This is a genomic window from Pseudomonas sp. CC11G, from assembly GCF_056174845.1.
Map to the genome: position 1 here is coordinate 1 of NZ_JBWBZC010000009.1, position 19,661 is coordinate 19,661.

General features: G+C 61.1%; 21 protein-coding genes and 2 pseudogenes. 13 read left to right on the forward strand and 10 right to left on the reverse strand.

The window, feature by feature from the left end; genetic code table 11:
• A partial coding sequence (locus tag AC0V2S_RS13180) for an EAL domain-containing protein (RefSeq protein ID WP_475510142.1) occupies positions 1-614 on the forward strand: 614 nt, incomplete at its 5' end.
• Here AC0V2S_RS13180 and AC0V2S_RS13185 read toward each other — a convergent pair.
• The 5 genes from AC0V2S_RS13185 to AC0V2S_RS13205 are packed head-to-tail and all read right to left on the reverse strand — an operon-like array spanning position 611 to position 4,250.
• Complete coding sequence (locus AC0V2S_RS13185) at positions 611-1,492, reverse strand: alpha/beta fold hydrolase (RefSeq protein WP_475510143.1); 882 nt, start codon at positions 1,490-1,492, stop codon at positions 611-613. The genes AC0V2S_RS13180 and AC0V2S_RS13185 overlap by 4 nt on opposite strands.
• Positions 1,493-1,542: 50 nt before the next feature.
• Positions 1,543-2,586: a response regulator gene (locus tag AC0V2S_RS13190; protein ID WP_475510144.1), complete on the reverse strand. Its 1,044-nt coding sequence runs from the start codon at positions 2,584-2,586 to the stop codon at positions 1,543-1,545.
• Positions 2,577-3,131, reverse strand: coding sequence for a sensor histidine kinase (locus AC0V2S_RS13195; RefSeq protein ID WP_475510145.1), 555 nt, complete (start codon positions 3,129-3,131; stop codon positions 2,577-2,579). The genes AC0V2S_RS13190 and AC0V2S_RS13195 overlap by 10 nt, the downstream gene beginning before the upstream one ends.
• A complete protein-coding gene (locus tag AC0V2S_RS13200; protein WP_475510146.1) occupies positions 3,092-3,637 on the reverse strand; it encodes a PAS domain-containing protein in 546 nt (181 codons plus the stop codon). Before AC0V2S_RS13200 ends, AC0V2S_RS13195 begins: the two co-directional genes overlap by 40 nt.
• A complete protein-coding gene (locus tag AC0V2S_RS13205) occupies positions 3,621-4,250 on the reverse strand; it encodes a response regulator (RefSeq protein WP_475510147.1) in 630 nt (209 codons plus the stop codon). Before AC0V2S_RS13205 ends, AC0V2S_RS13200 begins: the two co-directional genes overlap by 17 nt.
• A 153-nt stretch (positions 4,251-4,403) precedes the next feature.
• Between AC0V2S_RS13205 and AC0V2S_RS13210 the strand changes: the two genes are divergently transcribed.
• The 5 genes and pseudogenes from AC0V2S_RS13210 to AC0V2S_RS13230 all read left to right on the forward strand — a co-directional run bounded on the left by AC0V2S_RS13210 (position 4,404) and on the right by AC0V2S_RS13230 (position 7,886).
• On the forward strand, positions 4,404-5,018 hold the full coding sequence (locus AC0V2S_RS13210) for a hypothetical protein (protein WP_475510148.1): 615 nt from the start codon (positions 4,404-4,406) through the stop codon (positions 5,016-5,018).
• A gap of 583 nt (positions 5,019-5,601) precedes the next feature.
• A pseudogene (locus AC0V2S_RS13215) lies at positions 5,602-5,889 on the forward strand (pertactin-like passenger domain-containing protein); the annotation flags it as partial.
• Between the two features lie 32 nt (positions 5,890-5,921).
• The gene (locus AC0V2S_RS13220) at positions 5,922-6,689 is read left to right on the forward strand and encodes an autotransporter outer membrane beta-barrel domain-containing protein (RefSeq protein WP_475510149.1); all 768 of its coding nucleotides are present in this window, start codon (positions 5,922-5,924) and stop codon (positions 6,687-6,689) included.
• A complete protein-coding gene (locus AC0V2S_RS13225; RefSeq protein WP_475510150.1) occupies positions 6,616-7,002 on the forward strand; it encodes an autotransporter outer membrane beta-barrel domain-containing protein in 387 nt (128 codons plus the stop codon). The genes AC0V2S_RS13220 and AC0V2S_RS13225 overlap by 74 nt, the downstream gene beginning before the upstream one ends.
• Positions 7,003-7,532: 530 nt before the next feature.
• A complete protein-coding gene (locus tag AC0V2S_RS13230; protein WP_475510151.1) occupies positions 7,533-7,886 on the forward strand; it encodes a hypothetical protein in 354 nt (117 codons plus the stop codon).
• A 280-nt stretch (positions 7,887-8,166) separates the two neighbouring features.
• On the opposite strand, the gene AC0V2S_RS13235 is transcribed toward AC0V2S_RS13230, so the two are convergent.
• Positions 8,167-8,766, reverse strand: a complete 600-nt coding sequence (locus AC0V2S_RS13235; RefSeq protein WP_475510152.1) for a TetR/AcrR family transcriptional regulator — start codon at positions 8,764-8,766, stop codon at positions 8,167-8,169.
• Between the two features lie 116 nt (positions 8,767-8,882).
• Here AC0V2S_RS13235 and AC0V2S_RS13240 point away from each other — a divergent pair, with 116 nt between their 5' ends.
• The 3 genes from AC0V2S_RS13240 to AC0V2S_RS13250 all read left to right on the forward strand — a co-directional run bounded on the left by AC0V2S_RS13240 (position 8,883) and on the right by AC0V2S_RS13250 (position 14,066).
• Positions 8,883-10,622, forward strand: coding sequence for a CocE/NonD family hydrolase (locus AC0V2S_RS13240; RefSeq protein ID WP_475510153.1), 1,740 nt, complete (start codon positions 8,883-8,885; stop codon positions 10,620-10,622).
• Positions 10,623-10,625: 3 nt separating this feature from the next.
• Entirely contained in the window at positions 10,626-12,884 is a 2,259-nt protein-coding gene (locus AC0V2S_RS13245) for a CocE/NonD family hydrolase (RefSeq protein WP_475510154.1), read from the forward strand.
• 210 nt (positions 12,885-13,094) lie between these two features.
• Entirely contained in the window at positions 13,095-14,066 is a 972-nt protein-coding gene (locus AC0V2S_RS13250; protein WP_475510155.1) for an aldo/keto reductase, read from the forward strand.
• A gap of 57 nt (positions 14,067-14,123) precedes the next feature.
• Here the strand turns inward: AC0V2S_RS13250 and AC0V2S_RS13255 are convergent, their stop codons facing one another.
• Positions 14,124-14,753: a TetR/AcrR family transcriptional regulator gene (locus AC0V2S_RS13255; protein WP_475510156.1), complete on the reverse strand. Its 630-nt coding sequence runs from the start codon at positions 14,751-14,753 to the stop codon at positions 14,124-14,126.
• 302 nt (positions 14,754-15,055) lie between these two features.
• Positions 15,056-15,469: a hypothetical protein gene (locus AC0V2S_RS13260; protein WP_475510157.1), complete on the reverse strand. Its 414-nt coding sequence runs from the start codon at positions 15,467-15,469 to the stop codon at positions 15,056-15,058.
• Between the two features lie 80 nt (positions 15,470-15,549).
• Here AC0V2S_RS13260 and AC0V2S_RS13265 point away from each other — a divergent pair, with 80 nt between their 5' ends.
• From AC0V2S_RS13265 to AC0V2S_RS13280, 4 genes are all read left to right on the forward strand, one after another.
• Positions 15,550-15,702 carry a hypothetical protein gene (locus tag AC0V2S_RS13265; RefSeq protein ID WP_475510158.1) on the forward strand — a complete coding sequence of 51 codons (153 nt, stop codon included), beginning with the start codon at positions 15,550-15,552 and terminating at the stop codon, positions 15,700-15,702.
• Between the two features lie 144 nt (positions 15,703-15,846).
• Positions 15,847-16,617, forward strand: coding sequence for a CocE/NonD family hydrolase (locus AC0V2S_RS13270; RefSeq protein WP_475510159.1), 771 nt, complete (start codon positions 15,847-15,849; stop codon positions 16,615-16,617).
• Between the two features lie 55 nt (positions 16,618-16,672).
• A complete protein-coding gene (locus AC0V2S_RS13275) occupies positions 16,673-17,173 on the forward strand; it encodes a CocE/NonD family hydrolase C-terminal non-catalytic domain-containing protein (RefSeq protein ID WP_475510160.1) in 501 nt (166 codons plus the stop codon).
• Positions 17,174-17,202: 29 nt separating this feature from the next.
• Positions 17,203-17,760, forward strand: a complete 558-nt coding sequence (locus AC0V2S_RS13280; RefSeq protein WP_475510161.1) for a nuclear transport factor 2 family protein — start codon at positions 17,203-17,205, stop codon at positions 17,758-17,760.
• Between the two features lie 274 nt (positions 17,761-18,034).
• Here AC0V2S_RS13280 and AC0V2S_RS13285 read toward each other — a convergent pair whose 3' ends face one another.
• The gene (locus AC0V2S_RS13285; protein ID WP_475510193.1) at positions 18,035-19,087 is read right to left on the reverse strand and encodes a methyl-accepting chemotaxis protein; all 1,053 of its coding nucleotides are present in this window, start codon (positions 19,085-19,087) and stop codon (positions 18,035-18,037) included.
• A gap of 78 nt (positions 19,088-19,165) precedes the next feature.
• Positions 19,166-19,657 (reverse strand): annotated as a pseudogene (locus tag AC0V2S_RS13290) (MCP four helix bundle domain-containing protein); the annotation flags it as partial.
• Between the last annotated feature and the right edge of the window lie 4 nt (positions 19,658-19,661).

Consider the following 19,661-nt stretch of genomic DNA (forward strand, 5'->3'; position numbering starts at 1 on the left):
TCGGCCTGATTGTGCCCATCGGGCATTGGATTGTTCGCGAAGCGGCGGTGTTGCTTGACGGCTGGCAAGCGCGCGGCTGGTCGTTGTCGCTGGCCATCAACTTGTCGGCACGTCAGCTGCGCGACGAACAATTGTTGCAGGTATTGCGCGACAGCATGGCGCAGTGCGCGGCGCCTGCCGAGTCGTTGGAATTGGAGGTAACCGAATCCATTCTGCTGGAAGATTCCGCGTTCGCTCGTCAGCGCCTGCAAGCCTTGCGCGATGCCGGCTTTCGCATTGCCCTGGACGACTTCGGCACCGGCTACTCGTCGCTGAGTTACCTGAAGGAACTGCCCCTGGACCGGGTGAAAATCGACCGCAGTTTTATCTCCGATCTCGAACAATCGCCGCGCGGGCGCGCGCTGTTGTCGTCAATCGCCGGGCTATGCCGCGCGCTGTCGCTGCAAACCACCGCCGAGGGCGTAGAAACCTCGGCGCAGCTGCAACTTGTGCAGGCCGAAGGTATCGACGAAGTGCAAGGTTATTACTACTACCCGCCGCTCAGCATCGAGGCCTTCAACCGTTTGCTGGAGACCTTGAATGGCGCCGACGCCACGCCCGGCAATGCCACTTAGCGCGCGCCAATCCCCGCGATAATCTGCGGCCACAACGCGCGCGGCAGGTCATGGGCCATGCCTTTTACCAACTGCAATTTCGCCCCACCAATCGCCCGCGCAATCGCCTTGCCGCCGGCCGGGCGCACCAGCTTGTCGGCCAGCCCGTGAATGACGACAGTCGGTGCCTTGATGCGTTGGCTGTAGCGGCGCAAATCACCGGTCGCCAGAATCGCGGCGAACTGCCGGGCGGTGGCTTTGAAGTCGGCGCCGCGGGCGATTTGCAGGCGGATCAGGGCATCGAGTTCGGCCTCCGGCATCGGGTGCGCGGCGCTGCCGATGGCCAGGAACAGCTCTTTTTGCCGCTGCACAATTTCATCGGCCGAGGCGCCTTTTTTCGGTGGTGAGATCAGTTTGCGGAACACGCCGAAGGCCGGCGGTGGCAGCAAGGGCTGGTTGGTGGACGAGAACAGAATGGTCAGCGCCCGCACGCGCTCAGGATAGGTCGCGGCAAACACCTGGGTGATCATGCCGCCCATGGACGCGCCGACCACATGGGCCGAAGAGATTTCCAAGTGGTCCATCAGTTGCGCGACATCGTCGGCCATGTTTTCCAGGGTGTACGGCGCCGGCGATTGCAGCCCGAGCTGGGCGCGGGCCAGCAGTTTCCACATCGGGGTGTTGAAGGGTTTGTTGATGCGGCCAGACAGGCCGGAGTCGCGATTGTCGAAGCGGATCACGCGAAAACCGCGCTCGACCAGCTGCTGACAGAAGCCATCCGGCCACAGCACCATCTGCGCGCCGAGCCCCATGATCAACAGCAGCGGCGGCGCGCTGCTATCGCCCCAATCTTCATAAACCAGATCGACTTCTTTGCAGTGGGCAGTTCCTGTGCGCATGGGGGTTCCTGGTAAGTGGTGGCGTTGGGCGGCAATGAAGCGCCCCGACTTTAACCCAGCGCAAGCAGGTGCTGTTGCAGGGTCAGTTCCAATTGCTGAATGCCGAGTTCAAGCGCGGTGACCTGCAACCTCAGCGCTTCCCTGTCGGCGCCCTGCCGGCAGGCTGCTTCGAGGTTTTCACACAGCGCCACCAACGCCTGGTCGTTGAGCAGGCGTGCGCCGCTTTTAATCTTGTGTGCCTGCCGGGCCAAGCCGCCGCGATCAGCGTCGGCATGCAGTTGCAGGAGCGTGGCAAGGTCATCGTGGTTGGCGCTGATGCTGCCCTGCAACAGTTCCCGGGTGATACCGAGGTCACCACCGGTTAGCGGCTCAAGGTCGCCCAGCGTGAAGGCCGCTGGCGGCGCATAGCCCTGCACGCGCTGCCTGAGCTGGTCGAGGCTGATGGGTTTGAACAGGCAGTCATCCATCCCGGCCAGCTTGCAGCGCTCGATTTCTTCACGTTGAGCATTGGCGGTAAAACCGAGGATGGTGCACGGCGCCTGGCCGCTGGCCTGTTCAGCGCTGCGGATGGCCCGCGCCAGTTCGAAGCCGTTCAGGGTGGGCATATTGATGTCGGTAATCACCAGATCGAAGTGGCCGGCCCGCCAGGCTTGCAAGGCCTGCGCGCCGTCGTGGGCAGCGTGGGTGTGGTGGCCGAGATAGTCCAGTTGCCGGGTGAGCAGTTGGCAGTTGGGCAGGTGGTCATCCACCACCAATACGGTCAGTGAGCGCAGCGTTTCTGCCGGTTCGCTGGCCGGCTCTGGAGAGGTTTCTATAGCCGGCAGACGTGGCAGCACGAGGTGGACGACGACCTGTGTGCCTTGGCCCAACTCGCTAGCCAGGGTGACGCTGCCCCCCATCATCGCCGCCAGGGTCCGGCAAATGCTCAGGCCCAGGCCGCTACCGCCACGGGCGCCCTGTTCGGCGCCGTGCACCTGGGTGAACGTGGCAAAGAGCTGCTGCTGCCCCGCTTCGCTAATGCCGATGCCGGTGTCCGAGACCTTGAGTTGCAGGTGCAGCACATCGGCTTCGGACGATTCGGCTGTCAGCTCCACGCGTACCTGCCGTGGTCGGTGAACTTGATGGCGTTGCTGATCAGGTTGCTCACAATCTGCTTGAAGCGCAGCGGGTCGATCAGCACGTCGGTATCCACGGCCGGCTGCACGTGCAGCTCCAGCGCGAGCTGTTTGTCCCGCGCCAGGCCGCTGAAGATGGCTACCACGGCGCTGGCCAACTGGCTGGGATTGGCGCGCTGCGCCTGCAAGGTAAAGCGCCCGGACTCGATCTTGGCGATATCCAGAATGTCGCCGAGCAGGGCCATCAGGGAATTGGCCGACTCGTACGCGATCTGGATCGGCTCGCACTCCCACACGCCGTTGTCGGCTTGGCGAAGGGCCAATTCGAGCATGCCGATGACCGCACTGATCGGCGTGCGAATTTCGTGGCTCATGGTGGCCAGAAACGTACTTTTGGCCAGGCTGGCCTGGTCGGCCTGCGCTTTGGCGAGGCGCAGGTCCGCCAGCAGTTGGTAGCGCTCGGTCACGTCTACCCAGCCGCCGATCATGCCGGCCACTGTGCCGGCACCATTGCGGTACGGCACCAGCAGGCGTAGGCCTCGATGGCGCGCTCGCCCACTTGAAAACGCAGGTCAGACACCAGCGTCTTCTCCTCGCGCACGGCGGCTTCGTAACGCTGCTGGTAAAGCGCTGCATCCGCCGGGGAAAGCCAGGTGAGTTCGGTAATGCGTTTGCCCAACAGGTGTTCGCGGGACGTTTCCAGGGCCTCGCACAAACTGCGGTTGGCGCCGAGCAAACGGCCCTCGCGGTCGCGCACATAAATCGGCTGCGGCATGCCGTCGAACAGCGTTTGCTGGAACAGCAACTGGTCTTTCAAGGCGCGCTCGGCGGCTTTGCGTTTGGCCACTTCCTGGCGCAACCGCCAGTTCCAACCGAGGATCAACAACAGCGCCAGCACACCCAGCACCAACAGCCGGTAGTTGTGCACGCCGCTTTGCTGCCACAGGCTGTCGGCGGTAGCGGCGCATACGACTGGCGCCGTTACGCTCAGCGCCAGCAGGACTGCCAGGGCCTTAGAGATAGTCGCCATTGCGCTGGGCAAAGCCGATCAGGTCGACCAACGAGTGGGCCTTGAGCTTGAGCAACAGGCGGGCTTTGTAGGTGCTGACGGTTTTATTGCTGATCAGCATCTGCTCGCCAATCTCCTTGTTGCTCAGGCCAGACGCCAGGTACTTGAGCACCACAATTTCGCGGTCGGATAACGACTGCAACATGACGGCGTCATCCAGCACGCCGTCGCTGCGGCGCACCGACAGCAGCGTGGTGTCGGGAAAATACTTGTTGCCGGAAAGCACCGCCTTGGCCGCCCCTACCAGCTCGCTGAGGTTATTGCTCTTGGCCACAAACGCCGAGGCACCGGCCAGCATGCAGCGGCTAGCGTAAATGGCCGGGTTCATGGAGCTGAGCACCAGAATTTTTGGCGGCGCGCTCAGGGCTTGCAGGCGGGGAATCAGCTCCAGGCCGTCGAGCCTGGGAATGTAGATATCCAGCACCACCAGGTTGGGCTGGGTGTCACGGGCCATGGCCAGCGCCTCGACGCCGTTGTCGGCCTCCCCCACCACTTCATAACCGGCACGCTCCAGCAACACGCGCGCGGCAAAGCGGATCATGGGGTGGTCGTCGACTATCAACACTCGGCTCATGGCGCTTCCCTGGCCGTATGGGACACGCCCAGAAGCATAGTTGGCTTCGCTGAAGCGTCAGAAATTTCCTACAACTAACGGGAAATTTTCTACAGGCCGCACCAACAGGAATTGCAACGCTGTCGCCATCAACTTCAAGCGATGGAGACAGCCATGAAAACGTCCTTTAAAAAATCCCCGCTGGCTGTGGCGATTGCCACGCTGTTTGCCGTGTTGGCGTGCGATTCGTCACGCGCCGCTGGGCTGCAGGTCGATAACAGCCATCAGAGTTCGTCGGGCAATACGTTCGACAGCGCCAGCGGTAGCGCGGTGCGCATTACCAACAGCGGTCAATTGCAGGCCGAGGACCTGATCATCAAGGCCTATGGCACCGGCTCGACCGACTATGGCGTTTTCATCGACAAGAACGGTCGGCTTATCGGTAGCAATCTGAACATCACCACCGCGGCCGCCTTCGGTGTGCGTATTGGCACTGGAGGCAGCGCGACACTGACCAACTCCAACATCAAGAACAGCATTCAGGTCGGTGACGTCGGCAGCACCCTCGATATTCGCGACAGCACGGTGTCCGGCGGTATTGTCGTCGTCTCACAAGGCAGCGCTGTTGTCGACAAGGTAACGGTGGAGGCAGGCAGCAATGGCGCAGGCTTTTCTGTAGCCAATGGCAGCCAGATCACAGCGAGCAACAGCACGGTCGGTGCCTACGGTACCAACTCCATCGGATTAGTGCCCAAGGCGCCACCAGTGGCGGCCTCAATAGCACCGTAAACGCCGACCACGTGGCCATCGAGGTCGACAGCCTCAATGACGGCGCGCGCTTCGGCAGCCACGGCGTGTACACCGCAGCGGCGGCGTGGTGCAACTCAGCAACAGCACGGTGGCCACCCGCAGCGCGAACACCAATGGCTTTACCGCCAGCGGCAATACGGCAGCTGCGACAACGCCATCGACCATCAGCGCCACCAACGTGAACATTGAAACCAGCGGTGCGGCGTCTAACGGCCTGGGCATCGACAGCGGCGCTCGCATCAACCTGACCAACAGCCAGGTAGTGGCTAAAGGCAGCGATGCCCATGCGCTATTGGCCAGCGGAAAATCCCTGACAGGCGTCAGCAGTTCCGCCCTCAATACGGTAACCCTGACCGACAGCGACGTGCAGGCCGATCAGGCCAGCGTGGTCCGCGCGGATGGCGCCAAGCTCGACCTGCGCGTAGACGGCAGCCACCTGCACAGCGCGACCGGCATGCTGCTGGAGGCGGATAACGGCAGTACCGTGACCCTGCGCAGCGAAGGCAACTCCGCGTTGGTCGGCGATATTCGTGCCGATGGCAGCAGCGTGGTGGACCTGCTGATGAGCAAAGGTGCGCTGACCGGCGCGGTCACCCACGGCGGCACGTTCGCCCTGAGCGATGGCGCGGCCTGGAACGTTACCGGTGACTCGGACGTAAAAGACCTGAACCTAGACGCCGGTGGCGTGCACTTCGTACCCGGCGCGGCTTTTAAAACCCTGACCATCAATGGCGACCTGAGCGGCAGCGGGCAGTTCTTTATGAACACCGACCTGGCCGCCAACGCCGGCGATCTGCTGCTGATCACCGGGCAAACCAGCGGCCAGCACGAGCTGGTTGTGGCCGACACCGGCCACGAGCCGGCGCCAGTGGCCAGCAACTCATGCTGGTGGACGCCGCGGGTGGCGCGGGCCAATTCAACCTGTATGGCGAGCACGTCGACGCCGGCGCCTTCCGTTACACCCTGGAGCAGCAAGGTGAGGATTGGTACTTGCGCAATACCGCGCAGGTACCCGCTGCTCCCGGTGGCAATCTGGCTAACCAACCAGAAAGCCTGAGCACGGGCGCCAATGCGGCAGTGGCCAACGTGGCCGCAACCGCCACCTTGTGGAGCGCGGAAATGAACGCGCTGAACAAACGCCTGGGCGAGCTGCGCATGGGTGACGACGAAGGCGGTCTGTGGGTACGCGGCATCAACAAACGCTACGAATTTGGCGAGCACTCAAGCCGCGCGTTCGACCAAGACGTATCGGGCATGGAAATCGGTGCCGACGGCGCTGTAGCCGTAAATGGCGGCAAGGTGTTTATCGGCGGCATGGTCGGCATGGCCCAGTCCGATAACGACTTCGGCGAAGGCGCCAGCGGCAAAACCGACAGCAAGCTGCTGGGCGCCTATGCCACCTTCCTGCACGACAGCGGCTGGTATGTCGATGGCGTAGTGAAATACAACCGCTTCGACAACGAGATCAAATCGACCAGCAACATGGGCCAGCAGGTGAAAAGCAACTACGACGCCGATGGAATCGGCGCGGACGTGGAAGTGGGCAAGCACATCAAGCTGCAGGACGGCTGGTTCGTTGAACCGCAGCTCGAAGTCACCGCCACCCCACCACCAGCGACGCCTACCAAGCCAGCAACGGCTTGCGGGTGAAACCCGGCGACGTCGACTCCCTGCAAAGCCGGGTAGGCACGCTGATGGGCCGCAACCTGAAGCTTTCGACGGCCAGGAAGTGCAGCCCTACGCCAAGATGTCGTACGTGACCGAACACGGCAATGACAGCGAAGTGAACGTCAACGGCCACCGGCTGGACAGCGCCATGCCCGGCAGCCGCACGGAAGTGGGCGGCGGCGTGGTGCTGCAGGTGAGCGCAAAGCAGAAGGTGTACCTGGATGTGGAACATGCCAACGGCGACGACTTTGAGGAGCCGTGGGCCGTCAATCTGGGCTACCGCTATCTCTGGTAGAAAAACACTGCCCGGCCCAGCGCCGGGCTTTTTTTGCCGGGGTTGGCGCAGGTTCTGCAAGCTGTTTGCGGCAAACGCCAAGGGCGCCGCCGCGCAAGACGCCGTCCAGCGTAATAGAGCAGCGCTACCCGGCTTAAACCGGTACAGTCGCGTCCTTTTTTGCCCCTCCCCCTGGATTCCAACCGTGATTTCTACCGCCAACATCACCATGCGATAAGCCATGGGTATGGGTGGGGGTCTATGAGTAGGAAACATGGGGGTTCCAGACACGTGAGTCCTCAGCAAAACACACTGATTGGTATCAAAATTGGTATCGGATTTGCGCTGTTTGAAACCCTGCCAGAGCTGTTCAAAGTGGCTCATTTTCGCTCCAACGCCGCTCGCCATTCTCCTCGTCAAAAAACGACCTCCGCCTGACCGCCAAAGCACCTTTCTAAGCTCGACTTGCAGTTTTCAGAATCACTGGAAACTGGAAATGCCAGACCAATCTGGCATCCCCATTCCGGGACATTCAAGTCGAGGGAATTGTCATGCTGAAAAACCTGATCGCCAAATTTGCCAAGAGCTTCCTTCAACCGGCTCCCCACCTCGGCTACCAAACCAGAATCTACCCAACGATGGGCGAAATGATCGTTGTGCATGACAGTCTGGATTTCGGTTCGCTCGCAACGGATGAGCAATTGAATCGAGCGGCGCAGTTTTGGGAGCGCGATGAGGAACTGAACTTTCCTCAAGCCCCAATGAGCTTTGTCACTCAAGGACTAGGGAATTGCTCCACGTTCGATGTCAACCCAGGCAGCGGCATTCCGATGATGTGCGGCACACTGGACGCGATGGGGAATCCCTTTGGGTGGAGCGACACGGATACAGGACTTACTCTCTAGATATGGCTGGTGTTTGCCCAGGCGGCTCCCGTCCCAGAGCAGATTGCAGCTCGGCCTGTGGAGCGGGCGCGGGTGGTCCAGAGCGTGCTTCCCAACTGCCGTGCGCGCAGACAACGTTGTATGCAGAACCCACCCTCCCCGACTCTTCCTTGCCCGACGCGGTCGGATTGGGAGGTGTGTGTCATACATAACGCAAATACGCCCAAGCTTACCGACTCAAGACTCGCAGCAAAAAAATTGCTCATATGATCGCCCCCTGCCGATTCGCTAGATTCCTTGCCTATGGCACAAGAATTTTTTGAATGGCCGGCGCAATGATTCTGACCAACTCCGCATGCTCCGCGGCCACCAAGATGGGCACGCCAACCACGCGCCGGCCTACGACCATACCAATCAGCAGATAGGACGCCAGCCCAACCCGCAGCCCCGCATCAGGCCCCAGCCGTTCGCTGGCGGCGGTCAGCAATCGGGATTGGATAAAGCCGCGCAATTGATCACGGGCATGGTCATTGACGAACGCGCCCATCAGCGTGGCCATCAAGGGTGTGGACTCTTCAGCAAGCCCTTCCCACGCGGTTAGAAAAGCGCGAACGACGCGCTCGCCCAGATCCTCATCCGGCCCTTCGTACAGCGTGTCGAACCGCGCCAATGTCGACGCCGGAATTTCCATCACGGCGGCAAACAGCTCGTCCTTCGAACGGAAAAATTGCATCACCTGAGCCACATCGACCCCGGCATCCGCAGCGACCAGGCGGATGGTCGTGCGCGCGTAACCGTCACTGGAAAAGCGCACACGCGCGGCGTCCAGCACGGCTTGGCGCGTGCTGCTAGTGCCAGGTCGGCGACCGCGACGGGCCGGATAAGGGGTGTCTTTTTCCATGGATACGCTCTGATTTTTGCGTAATCCTGACATATATCAACACGTGTTGATTAATTTATTTGGCGGTCGTACCTTAGGCGCATCGGTCTCGCAACCAACAACAAAAAGGAGTCAACATGACTGACTGCCCAAAGATGTTCGTGCCGTCTCACCCGCTACCGCCTGCTCGTACCGGTTTGCTCACCGCCTTTGAACCGGGCACCCGCACGCTGAAGGCCGGCTTCCAAATCGCGCCGCCCTTCCGCCCCATTCCCGTCGATATCGTGTTTGAAAAAGACGTGGCCGTGACCCTGCGTGACGGCACCACCATCTACACCGACATCTTCCGCCCCGCCGGCACCGAGCAGGTTCCGGTCATCGTTTGCTGGAGCCCCTATGGCAAAGGCCAAGGCACATCCGTCAGCGTGATGGGCGTGTTCGGTCTGGTTGGGCTGAGCAACTCGGTGGTCTCCGGCCTGGCTAAATTCGAAGCGCCGGACCCGGCCTACTGGTGCGCCCAGGGCTACGCCATCTGCAACCCCGACGTGCGTGGCGGCGTGGACTCCGAAGGCAACAGCGTGTTGTGGGACCGTCAGGAAGGCCAGGACTGCCACGACCTTATCGAGTGGCTGGCCGAACAGAGCTGGTGCACCGGCAAGGTCGGCATGAGCGGCACGTCGTACCTCGCGGTATCGCAGTGGTTTACTGCTGCTGAACAACCCAAGCACCTGGCCGCGATCAACCCGTGGGAAGGCGTGAGCGATGTGTACCGCGACCTGGTAATGCGCGGCGGCATGCCCGACCTGGCCTTTGGTGGCCTGCTGCAGAACGGCAGCTTTTTCGGCAAGAACCAGAAAGAAGACATCCTCTCTGAAGCCAAGGCTTACCCGCTTATCAACGAGCTGTGGGCGAACAAGATTCCGGACTTTGCTCGCATCACCGTGCCGGCGTTTGTGGTTGCCAGCTACTCCAACACCCTGCACACCGCCGGCACCTTCCGCGCCTGGCGCCGCCTGGCCTCGCAAGACAAATGGCTGCGTGTGCACAACAGCCAGGAGTGGCCGGACTACTACGACGAAGCAAACGTGGAAGACCTGCGCCGCTTCTTCGACCGCTACCTGAAAGACATCGACAACGGCTGGGAAACCACCCCGCGTGTGCGTTACGCCATCCACGATTTCCAGGGCGGCGACCAGACCAACGTGCCCGCCGAGTCGTTCCCGCCGAAGGAAGCCGTGTCGACCAAGCTCTACCTCGACGGCGCCACGCGCGCCCTCAGCCCCAACGCACCGGCCAATGAAGTACCAGCCACTTATGACGTTGGCGCGAGCCCCGAGGTGGTGTCCTTTATCACCCGTTTCGACAAAGAAACCGTGGTGGTGGGCTATCCCAAAGCGCGCCTGTTTGTCGAAGCACGCGGTAGCGATGACATGGACCTGTTCGTGCTGATCCAGAAGCTGGATAAATTCGGCAGCCCGCTGCAGCAGTTCACCTCGCCGAACCAGAACGCGCGCATCCACGACCTCACCGACCACGGCGCTACCGTGCTGCGTTACAAGGGTTCGGATGGCCGCTTGCGCGTATCGACGCGTCACCTCGATGAAGCGTTGTCGACCGACGACGTACCCGCCCACACCTTCGACCGCATCGAGAAATTGTCCGAAGGCGAAGTGGTGGCCATCGAAATCGATTTGCTGCCGCTGGGTTGGGCCTTCCATCCGGGTGAGCAGCTGCGCTTTATCATCAGCTCGCGCAACCTCTCGGGCACGATCATGCCCGGCATTCCTGAATACGTCGGCGCCAATAGCGGCCAACACGTGATTCATACCGGCGGGCAGTACGCCTCCTATCTGCAACTTCCGATTATGGCGAACTGACCCATGAGCCACTCTCCTGCTCCCGCTTTGGGCCCGATTCTGACCGGCGTATTCGCTGGCCCTATCGCGGGCTTGAAATACCAAACCCCGACGTTGTCGGGCCTCACCAACGAAAAAGGTGAGTTCCAATACCGCGCCGATGAAGCCATCTCGTTTATGGTCGGTGGCATCGTGCTCGGCGCCCACGGGGCGCAACCACGCTTGAACCTGGCGCACCTGGCCAACCGCGTAGACGGCAAACTCGACAAGCTACTCGACCCATCGGTCACCAACCTGGCGCGCTTTGTTCATACCCTGGACCAGGACGGCAACATCGAGGCAGGCATCACCATCGCCCCGATCGTGCATGAACTGATCGGCGCCACACCGATCAACTTCACCCCGCAAGCGATGGCCATGGGGCATGGTGCGGTGGGCTTTGCCGACGACCCGACCGTGCTGGCGATTATCGACGTATTGAACGCCACGCCCGGCGTGTTCACGGCCAAAACGCCGCGCACTTTGTGCGATGGCGCTACCAGCCGTAACGAACTGCGCCGTAATATTCGCGGCATCATCAAAACCACCGATGTCCGCATTCCGTTGCGCGATGGCTCCTACGTGTGCGCCGACGTGTTCCGCCCTGACACGCCAGGGCCGCACCCGGTGGTGATGAGCAAGGGTTTCTACGGCAAAAGCTTCTATCACGACTGCATTGCCAACGACGCCGACGCCCTGCGCAAAGAGGCCATGGAAGACCGTTTCTTCTCCGGCAACCCGGACGGCGCCCAGTACGAAAACCACGAAACCGTGGACACCTCCGTCTGGGTACCCGAAGGCTATGTGTGCATTCGCGTCGACGCTCGCGGCGTATGCAACAGCCCAGGCCGACAAGCGCCGTTCAGCGTGCAGGAAGCCGAAGACTATTACGACGCCATCGAGTGGGCCGGCACCCAGTCCTGGTCCAACGGCAACGTCGGCTTGTGGGGCATGTCGTACCTGGCCATGGGTCAACACAGCGTGGCCAGCCTGCAACCGCCGCACCTCAAGGCCATGGTTGCCCAAGGCACCGACTCCGACATCTACAACGAAGCCCTGTACGGCGGCGGCATCTTCGGCGCCGGGTTCTGGAATTGGTGGTACAAAATCTGGTCGGGCAACAACCACTGCGGCGTACGCTCGGAAACCGACTGGATGGCCCGCGTGCTGGCGACACCATTCAACGACAGCACCGCCTATGGCCCGAACGGCAGTATCTTCATGATTCCCGACATGACCAAGGCAACCGCGCCGGTGTGGATCGTCGGCCCGCAAGTGGGCGCGATCATTCACCAGTTGGGCAGCACGGAAACCTACATTCGCTCCACCGCCTCGAAAGCGCGCAAATTCGATTTTGCCGATGCCTGGTTCCCCGACTCCTACAGCGAGAAGTCGATTACCGAGCACATGCGCTACTTCGACTACTGGCTCAAGGGCATCGACAACGGCGTGATGGACGACGCCCCGGTGCGCATTCAAGTGCGTACCGGCGATGGCGCGCATTTCGTGTTGCACGAGCAGGAATTCCCAGTGGCGCGCACCCAATACCGTCGCTGGTATCTGGATGCCCGTCCTTCGACCTGGCAGAAAGATGGTCGCCGGCCGAACGTGCTGCGCATCAGTGAAAGCGTGCCGACCGAGCAAGGCAGCGCCGAGTACGACGCCCACCTCGACCTGGGTACGCCAACCATCGCCCCAGGCGGCTCCAGCGATGGCACGCCGCGCTGGTCGACGGGCCTCTCGTTCGTCAGCGAGCCGGTGACCGAAGATATGGTGCTGGCCGGATATATGAAGGTCGGTCTGTGGGTGGCCTCGACCAGCGTGGACATGGATGTGTTTGTGTCGCTGCGTGTGCTGGACGAAAACGACAAGGAAATCCGCTACGAGTCCGTGGTACTCCCGGTAGACCCGGTGCACATCCACCCGATTGGCCACGGTTTGCTGAAAGTGTCGCGGCGCAAGCTCGATACCAACCGCAGCACCGAATACTGGCCGGTGCACACCCACCTGGAGCAGGACAGCGCGCCGCTGTCGAACGGTGAAATCGTGCCGGTGGAAATCGGTTTGAACCCAAGTACCGCGTTTATCCGCAAAGGGCATCGCTTGCTGGTAGATATTCAGCCGTATGCCCCGGCCGGGGTTCCCGTTCGCGCCTACGACAAGACCTACCACGAGGGTGCGGTGAACCGGGTTTATACCGGGCCGCAGTACCCGAGTTACGTGCAATTGCCGATCGTGCCGTAAGCAGTAGCGTTTTAAAAAGTGGAGGCCGAATCGAATGGCCTCACCCCTCTCCCACATGGTCTCGGAAAGTCCGGTGGGAGAGGCTTTTTCCTCAAGCCTTCAGATGTCCTCGCCCGCCCTGGGCAACCTATTCCTGCGATGACCACAATCGGCGCCAACCTGCGACGTCGACAGTGGCCACACCAAAAACAACAAAAAGGAGCCGTTCAATTGACCCAGCTTCGTCGTCTCGGCACTACCGACCTGCACATCGCCCCCCTTGTTCTCGGCGGCAACGTTTTCAGCTGGACCCTGGATAAACAGGCCAGCTTCGCGGTCCTCGACGCCTTCGCGGCAGCGGGTGGCACTCTTATCGATACAGCAGACGCCTATTCCGTTTGGGTTCCGGGCCACGTCGGTGGCGAATCGGAAAGCCTGATCGGCGAGTGGCTGAAAAAGTCCGGTAAGCGCAACACCATGCTCATCGCGACGAAGGTCGGCGAACTGCCCGGTGAAGGCGGCGAGAAGCTGGCACCGGCACGCATCGCCGCAGCCTGCGACGCGTCGCTCAAGCGCCTCGGCGTTGACCAGATCGATCTCTATTTCGCCCATCACGACGACGAAAACACGCCCCAGGAAGAAGTGCTTGCCGCATTTGCCAAGCTGGTCGAGGCCGGTAAGGTCCGCGCCCTCGGCGCGTCAAACTTCAGCGCGGCGCGACTCAAATCGGCCAACGAAATAGCGCTGGCCAATGGTCTACCTGAGTTTCAGGCGTTGCAGCCCGAGTACAACCTAGTCAGCCGTCACACGTTCGAGGGCGACTTGCAAAACTACTGCGTCGCGAAAACGATTGGCGCGGTTCCGTACTTCGGTCTCGCGGCCGGCTTTCTCACCGGCAAATACCGCAGCGCAGCCGACCTGGGCAAGAGCGTGCGAGGCCGGCGGATGGCGCCATTTCTCGAGGGCAAGGGCTTGGCCGTACTCGCCGCCATGGACGCCATCGCCGAAGACACGGGCGCGACCCTGGCGCAGATTGCGCTCGCCTGGCTCGCAGCGCAGCCGGGCATCACCGCGCCTATCGCCAGCGCCACCAGCCCTGCGCAGGTGGAGGAATTGGCAGGCTCCATGGCGTTTGCTTTGAGCGCCACTCAGCTTGATGCGTTAACCGTGGCAGGCGCGGGAGCGTCACTGTCTGTGATGTAAACCTGGTCGGTATTTCACCCTCATTTCCTGCCTGGACAGGAGGGTGAAACCGTTCGGTTATTTATCGGCCATCGCGCCTGCGCCATTTGGCAACAGCGTGCTCTGAATTCCCGGCGCAACCATTGCCACCAATGTATCCAGCTCCGCCGCCGCCAACACCGGCACGCCAATGATCGTGCGCCCGGTCACGATGCCGACCAACATGGATAACGCCAAGCCCGCCCGCAGCCGCGCATCCGGCCCCAGCGTTTCGCTGCCGCCAGTCGCCAACCGTGACTCGATGTAGTCACGCAAATACGTGCGCGCCGCCTCATTCACCATCGCATTTCTCAGCATCGCCATCAGCGGCTGCGATTCCTCTGGAGCGCCTTCCCACGCCTGCAGAAAAGTGCGCACCACGCGCTCACCCAGATGCTCGTCGGCGCCTTCAAATACCGAGCCCAGCTTCGTCAGTGCCGACTGCGGAATATCCATTACGGCCGCAAACAGCTCGTCTTTCGAGCGAAAAAACTGCATCACCATCGAGACATCGACACCGGCATCGGCGGCTACGCGGCGCATGGTGGTCGCGGCAAACCCATCGCTGGAAAAGCGCGCGCGAGCCGCGTCCAGCACGGTTTGCCGGCTGCTGCCCGAGCCGGATGGCCGCCCAGGTTTGCGGGGCTTGGGTGCTTTTTCGCCTGTCATCAGTCCTCCAATTGTTTGCCGTGTTTTGGCCTAAACGCAGATTATCCGAATTACTCAACACGTGTTGAGTTAATTATTCAGTCGTCCTACACTCGCCTCAACTTCACGTTCTGCACAACAACAAAAGAGGTTCTCGTCATGAGCGACACCCCGCAGGCAGTCCGCACCGGCCTATTCTCGGGGCCCATTTCCGGCCTCAAATACCAGACCCTACCCTCAGCGGCCTAACCGACAAAAACGGTGAATTCCACTACCGCGACGGCGAGCGCGTTGCCTTTCTGGTCGGCAACACCGCTATCGGTTCAGCGGTTGGTGCACCGCGCATCAACCTGGCCGAACTGGTCAGCCGGGTAGACGGCAATATCCATAAATTGCTCGATGCCGGGCTTACCAACATCGCCCGCTTCGTCTGCTCGCTGGACCGTGACGGCGACCTGAACGGTGGCATCGACATCGACCCAGCCGTGCACGCCATCCTCGGCAAACACCGCATCAACTTTCGCCACGACATTTCCTTTGCAGGCCTGGCCCTGAGCCCGGTGCAAGAGTTCGAACAAGACCCGCTGATCGCCGCCCTGCTCGCCGAGCTGTCGGCCGCTGGCGTGTTCACCGAACGCACCCCACGCCAGCTGTGCAAAGCCGCGACCGCACGTAATGAAGTACGCCGCCATATCCTCGGCATCCGCCGTTTTAAAGACGTAAAAATCCCACTGCAAAACGGCCTGTACGTGTACGCCGATGTGTTCCGCCCAGCCAAAGACGGGCAGTTCCCAGTGATCATGAACTGCGGGTCCCTATGGCCGCGCCTTCTACCACCACTCCATCGCCGACGACGCCGACTTCGACCCACGAGGACATGGAAGAAGGCTATTTCCACGGCAACGCTGACGGCCAGATTTTCGAAAACCACGAAACCGCCAACACCGTGGACTGGGTGCCGCATGACTAGTGCTGGTACGCGTCGACGGCCCCGGTTCAGGCAAAAACCCGGCACCTTGGCGCCCTTCGGCATCGAGACTGCCGAAGCCTTTCGCGATGCAATCGACTGGGCCGGCGTGCAGAGCTGGTGCAACGGCAACGTCGGGCTGTGGGCATGTCGTACTACGCGATGAGCCAACACGCGGCCGCCAGCCTGCAGCCCAAACACCTCAAAGCCATGATCGCCATCGGCACCGACGTCGATCTGTACGACGAGGTGGCCTACACGGGCGGCATTCTCAACGAAGAGTTCTTCACCCACTGGTACAAGGCTGGCGTACTGGCCGCCGTATGCGGCGAACCCAACGCCATCGACTTTATCGGTCTGCTCAAAGCAGCCACCTTCAGAGACTCCGACACCAGCATCGCCTTCGGTCCGCGCTCCACCATTCTGATGAGCCCGGACATGAGCAACGTGAAGTGCCGCTCTGGGCAGTGGCCTGCACCACCATATGGCGCACTTCCACCAATTGGGCAGCAGCGAGGCGTACCTCGCCACGCCACCTCTGCGAAGAAAATCGACTTCTGGGAAGACTGGTTCACCAAGCCCTACTCGCGCGCCGCCATCGCCGACCACCGCAAGTTCTTCGACCATTGGTTGAAAGGCATCGACAACGGCATCATGGACACCGCGCCGGTACGCTTGGAAATCCGCAGCGGCAATGGCGCTTCGTACCTTCAGAGGAAAACGAATGGCCGATCGCGCGTACCACCTACCCGCAATGGTTCTTCGACGCCACGCCCGCTGACTGGCCCGGCGACGCCTACCGCAAAGACTTTCTGCGCCTGTCGCAAACCCCGCCGACCGTCGCCGGTCAGGCCGAGTATTCGGCGGAAATTCCGCTGGAAATGCGTACCGGTATGCCGCCCTGCTTCCTGCCGGTAAAACCACCGGCCGTGCTGGAAATTGGAAGACCGGCATCGCGTTTATCAGCGAGCCAATGACCGAAGACATGGTGTTCGCCGGCTATGGCAAAGCCAAGCTGTGGGTGTCGTCGAGCAGCGACGATATGGACATCTTTCTGAGCCTGCGGGTGCTGGATGAAAACGGCCAGGAAATCGACTTCGCCGGCCCGACCACCATGGGCATGAACGTGCCCAACTACCCGCTTGCCAAAGGCTGGTTGAAGGTGTCGCACCGCACCATCGATACCGCGCGCTCCACCGCCTACACCGTCAAGCACACCCACCGCAAAGCCGACTACGCGCCGCTTGCAAATAACGAGGTCGTGCCGGTCGAGATCGAGATCATTCCGAACACCGCGCTGATCCGCAAAGGCTACCGCCTGCGCGTGGACATTCAGCCATTCGACGGCGTCGATCACGGCCCGCGCCACGGCTATGACGCCGCCTACCACGACGGCGCACGCAACACGATTTACACCGGGCCGGATCAGCCGGGCCTTATCCAGTTACCCATCGTTCCAGCCAAACACGCCTAACCCAAACAAGTACAAAAAAGGAGAACACCATGACCCTCGAAGAACTCGCCGCCCGCACCGAAATCCACGATGTGCTACTGCGCTACTGCCGTGGCCTGGACCGCATCGATATGTCCCTGGTGCGCGGCGCCTTCCACAAAGACGCCTATATCCACTTTCCTGAAAGCCTGCATGTCGGCGGCGCCGAAGGCTTCTTCCAGTTTCTGACCGATGAAATGCCACGCTTCAACCGCACCCAGCACTTCCTCGGCAACAGCCTGATCGAATTCGACGGCCCGGAAACTGCCTTTGTGGAAACCTACCTGCAAGCCGACCACGCGGCCTCCGACCGGCACCACTGGAAAGGCGAAACGGTGAAATTGTGGGCGCGTTATTTCGACCGATTTGAACAGCGCGATGGTGTGTGGCTGATTGCCGAACGGCGATTGATGGTCGACCTGATGTACCGCTACCCGAACAAGGAAAACTGGTTCGACGATCACTCTGATGCGTCAGGTAGCCCGCGTGATGGGACGGATCGCGTGCTGCGCAAAGTGGCGGGTTTTGCCGGGACACCGATTGGGCAGAAGTCGCTGAAAGACGCTTGATTTAGATAGGGCGTGTCGTGTGTAGACGTTCATCGCGCACGACACGCCAGAACAGATTCGTGACCCGATAAAAACATTCATTTTTTTGGCTGGTGGCTGGGGTTTATCACAGGCTGCAATCAGCCAAAAGCGGACCTTCGATCGTTATGTAGCTACAGTGCCAACAACAAGCCTAGTTCTGATTTCACTTTGCATCCTACCCATGCGACTAGCACGCTTGCGTGAGAGAAAACAGCGGGCGACCGGAGAAATGACTGTCTGCTGATAACGATTTTCACACTTTGAACCGCGCCACCATCCCATTAAGCCCCACCGCCAAGCGCGACAACTCCTGGCTGGCGGCTGCCGTCTGGTTCGCACCGGCCGAGGACTGCAGGGACAGGTCACGAATATTAGTCAGGTTGCGGTCTACCTCGCGCGCCACTTGCGCCTGCTCTTCCGAGGCGCTGGCGATCACCAGGTTACGCTCGTTGATGGCGGAGATTGCCACGGCGATTTCGTCCAGCGCCGTGCCGGCGGCACGGGCGACGTCCAGGGTGGTGCGGGCGCGTTCGGTGCTAGTTTGCATGGCGTGGACTGCGTGATCAGTGCCTTTCCGAATGCCACCCACCATGTGCTCAATTTCCTGGGTGGATTGCTGGGTGCGGTGCGCCAGCGCCCGTACCTCGTCTGCGACCACGGCAAAGCCGCGCCCGGCTTCACCGGCACGGGCCGCTTCGATGGCGGCGTTGAGGGCTAACAGGTTGGTCTGTTCGGCAATGGAGCGAATCACGTCGAGCACTTTGCTGATATCGCGCACCTGATTGGCCAATGCTTCTACCTGGTTTCCAGAAGTGGTGACGTCATCGGCCAGGTTGGAAATGGAGTTCACGGTTTGCAGCACTTGCTCGCGGCCCCGCTGGGTGGTGCGGTCGGTGTCGCGCGAGGCCTCGGAGGTAATAACGGCGTTGCGCGCCACCTCCTCCACCGCTGCTGTCATTTCGTTTACCGCGGTGGCGGCTTGTTCGATTTCGCCGTTTTGCTGGTGCAGGCCACGGGTGGAATCTTCGGTCACGGCAGTCAGTTCTTCAGAAGCGCTGGCCAGTTGGTTGGAGGAATCGGCAATGCCTTGAATGGTGCTGCGCAGGTTTTGCTGCATGGTTTTCAGAGCTTGCATCAGGCGGGCCGGTTCATCGGTGCCCTCTGTTTCGATCTGCTCGGTGAGGTCTCCGGAGGCCACCACTTGCGCCACGCCTACAGCGCGCAACAGCGGCCGCACAATGCTGCGGGTGAGCAGCATGGCCAGAATCACGGTAATGATCCCGGCCAGCACCATCACCACCACCATGCCCGCGATGGCATTAGCATAAACGTCGTCAGCCTGGAGGTTGGCGGCGTCGGCGCCCGTGGTGTTGATCGCGGTCATGGTGTCCAGTTCTTTGGCGACGGCTTCGGCCAGGGGCACCAGGGAACCGTTAGAAACTTCCATGGCCTCGTCAAATTTCTTCTGCCGGGCAAACTCGGCCAGCTTGCCCCGCTCCACCAGGTAGCTTTGCAACGCGCTGGAAAAGCGTTCATAGGCGGCGCGCTCCTCGGGGCCTGAAATCAATGCCTGAAAGTCTCGCTGATGGTCGGCCAAGTCGGTGATCAGTTTGTTGGAGCGGTCGGTGTTTTTCTGTTGATCTGCATCGCTGCGGTTAACCGCCAGGCGGAGGGTGACGGTGCGCAAGCGCAAGGTGTCTTGCGCCATCAAGTTCAAGGCGACAATGCTCGGCAGCCAGTTATCCGAAATTGCCTCGGTGTCAGCACGCAACTCAGCCATTTTCAGCAAGGCAAAGCCGCCCAGCAGAAACACCATGAGCGCCAGCAGACCAAAGCCCAAGCCTGAACGGGGTGCGATATTTAGTGTTCGTAACATAGCT

Bases quoted from the DNA above. Each gene is read 5' to 3' on its own strand.
- AC0V2S_RS13220 (WP_475510149.1), top strand. From the start codon at position 5,922: ATGCTGGTGGACGCCGCGGGTGGCGCGGGCCAATTCAACCTGTATGGC.
- AC0V2S_RS13185 (WP_475510143.1), bottom strand. From the start codon at position 1,492: ATGCGCACAGGAACTGCCCACTGCAAAGAAGTCGATCTGGTTTATGAA.
- AC0V2S_RS13240 (WP_475510153.1), top strand. From the start codon at position 8,883: ATGACTGACTGCCCAAAGATGTTCGTGCCGTCTCACCCGCTACCGCCT.
- AC0V2S_RS13265 (WP_475510158.1), top strand. From the start codon at position 15,550: ATGGCCGCGCCTTCTACCACCACTCCATCGCCGACGACGCCGACTTCG.
- AC0V2S_RS13205 (WP_475510147.1), bottom strand. From the start codon at position 4,250: ATGAGCCGAGTGTTGATAGTCGACGACCACCCCATGATCCGCTTTGCC.
- AC0V2S_RS13210 (WP_475510148.1), top strand. From the start codon at position 4,404: ATGAAAACGTCCTTTAAAAAATCCCCGCTGGCTGTGGCGATTGCCACG.
- AC0V2S_RS13200 (WP_475510146.1), bottom strand. From the start codon at position 3,637: ATGGCGACTATCTCTAAGGCCCTGGCAGTCCTGCTGGCGCTGAGCGTA.
- AC0V2S_RS13235 (WP_475510152.1), bottom strand. From the start codon at position 8,766: ATGGAAAAAGACACCCCTTATCCGGCCCGTCGCGGTCGCCGACCTGGC.
- AC0V2S_RS13270 (WP_475510159.1), top strand. From the start codon at position 15,847: ATGTCGTACTACGCGATGAGCCAACACGCGGCCGCCAGCCTGCAGCCC.
- AC0V2S_RS13275 (WP_475510160.1), top strand. From the start codon at position 16,673: ATGACCGAAGACATGGTGTTCGCCGGCTATGGCAAAGCCAAGCTGTGG.
- AC0V2S_RS13280 (WP_475510161.1), top strand. From the start codon at position 17,203: ATGACCCTCGAAGAACTCGCCGCCCGCACCGAAATCCACGATGTGCTA.
- AC0V2S_RS13255 (WP_475510156.1), bottom strand. From the start codon at position 14,753: ATGACAGGCGAAAAAGCACCCAAGCCCCGCAAACCTGGGCGGCCATCC.
- AC0V2S_RS13285 (WP_475510193.1), bottom strand. From the start codon at position 19,087: ATGGTGGTGGTGATGGTGCTGGCCGGGATCATTACCGTGATTCTGGCC.
- AC0V2S_RS13245 (WP_475510154.1), top strand. From the start codon at position 10,626: ATGAGCCACTCTCCTGCTCCCGCTTTGGGCCCGATTCTGACCGGCGTA.
- AC0V2S_RS13230 (WP_475510151.1), top strand. From the start codon at position 7,533: ATGCTGAAAAACCTGATCGCCAAATTTGCCAAGAGCTTCCTTCAACCG.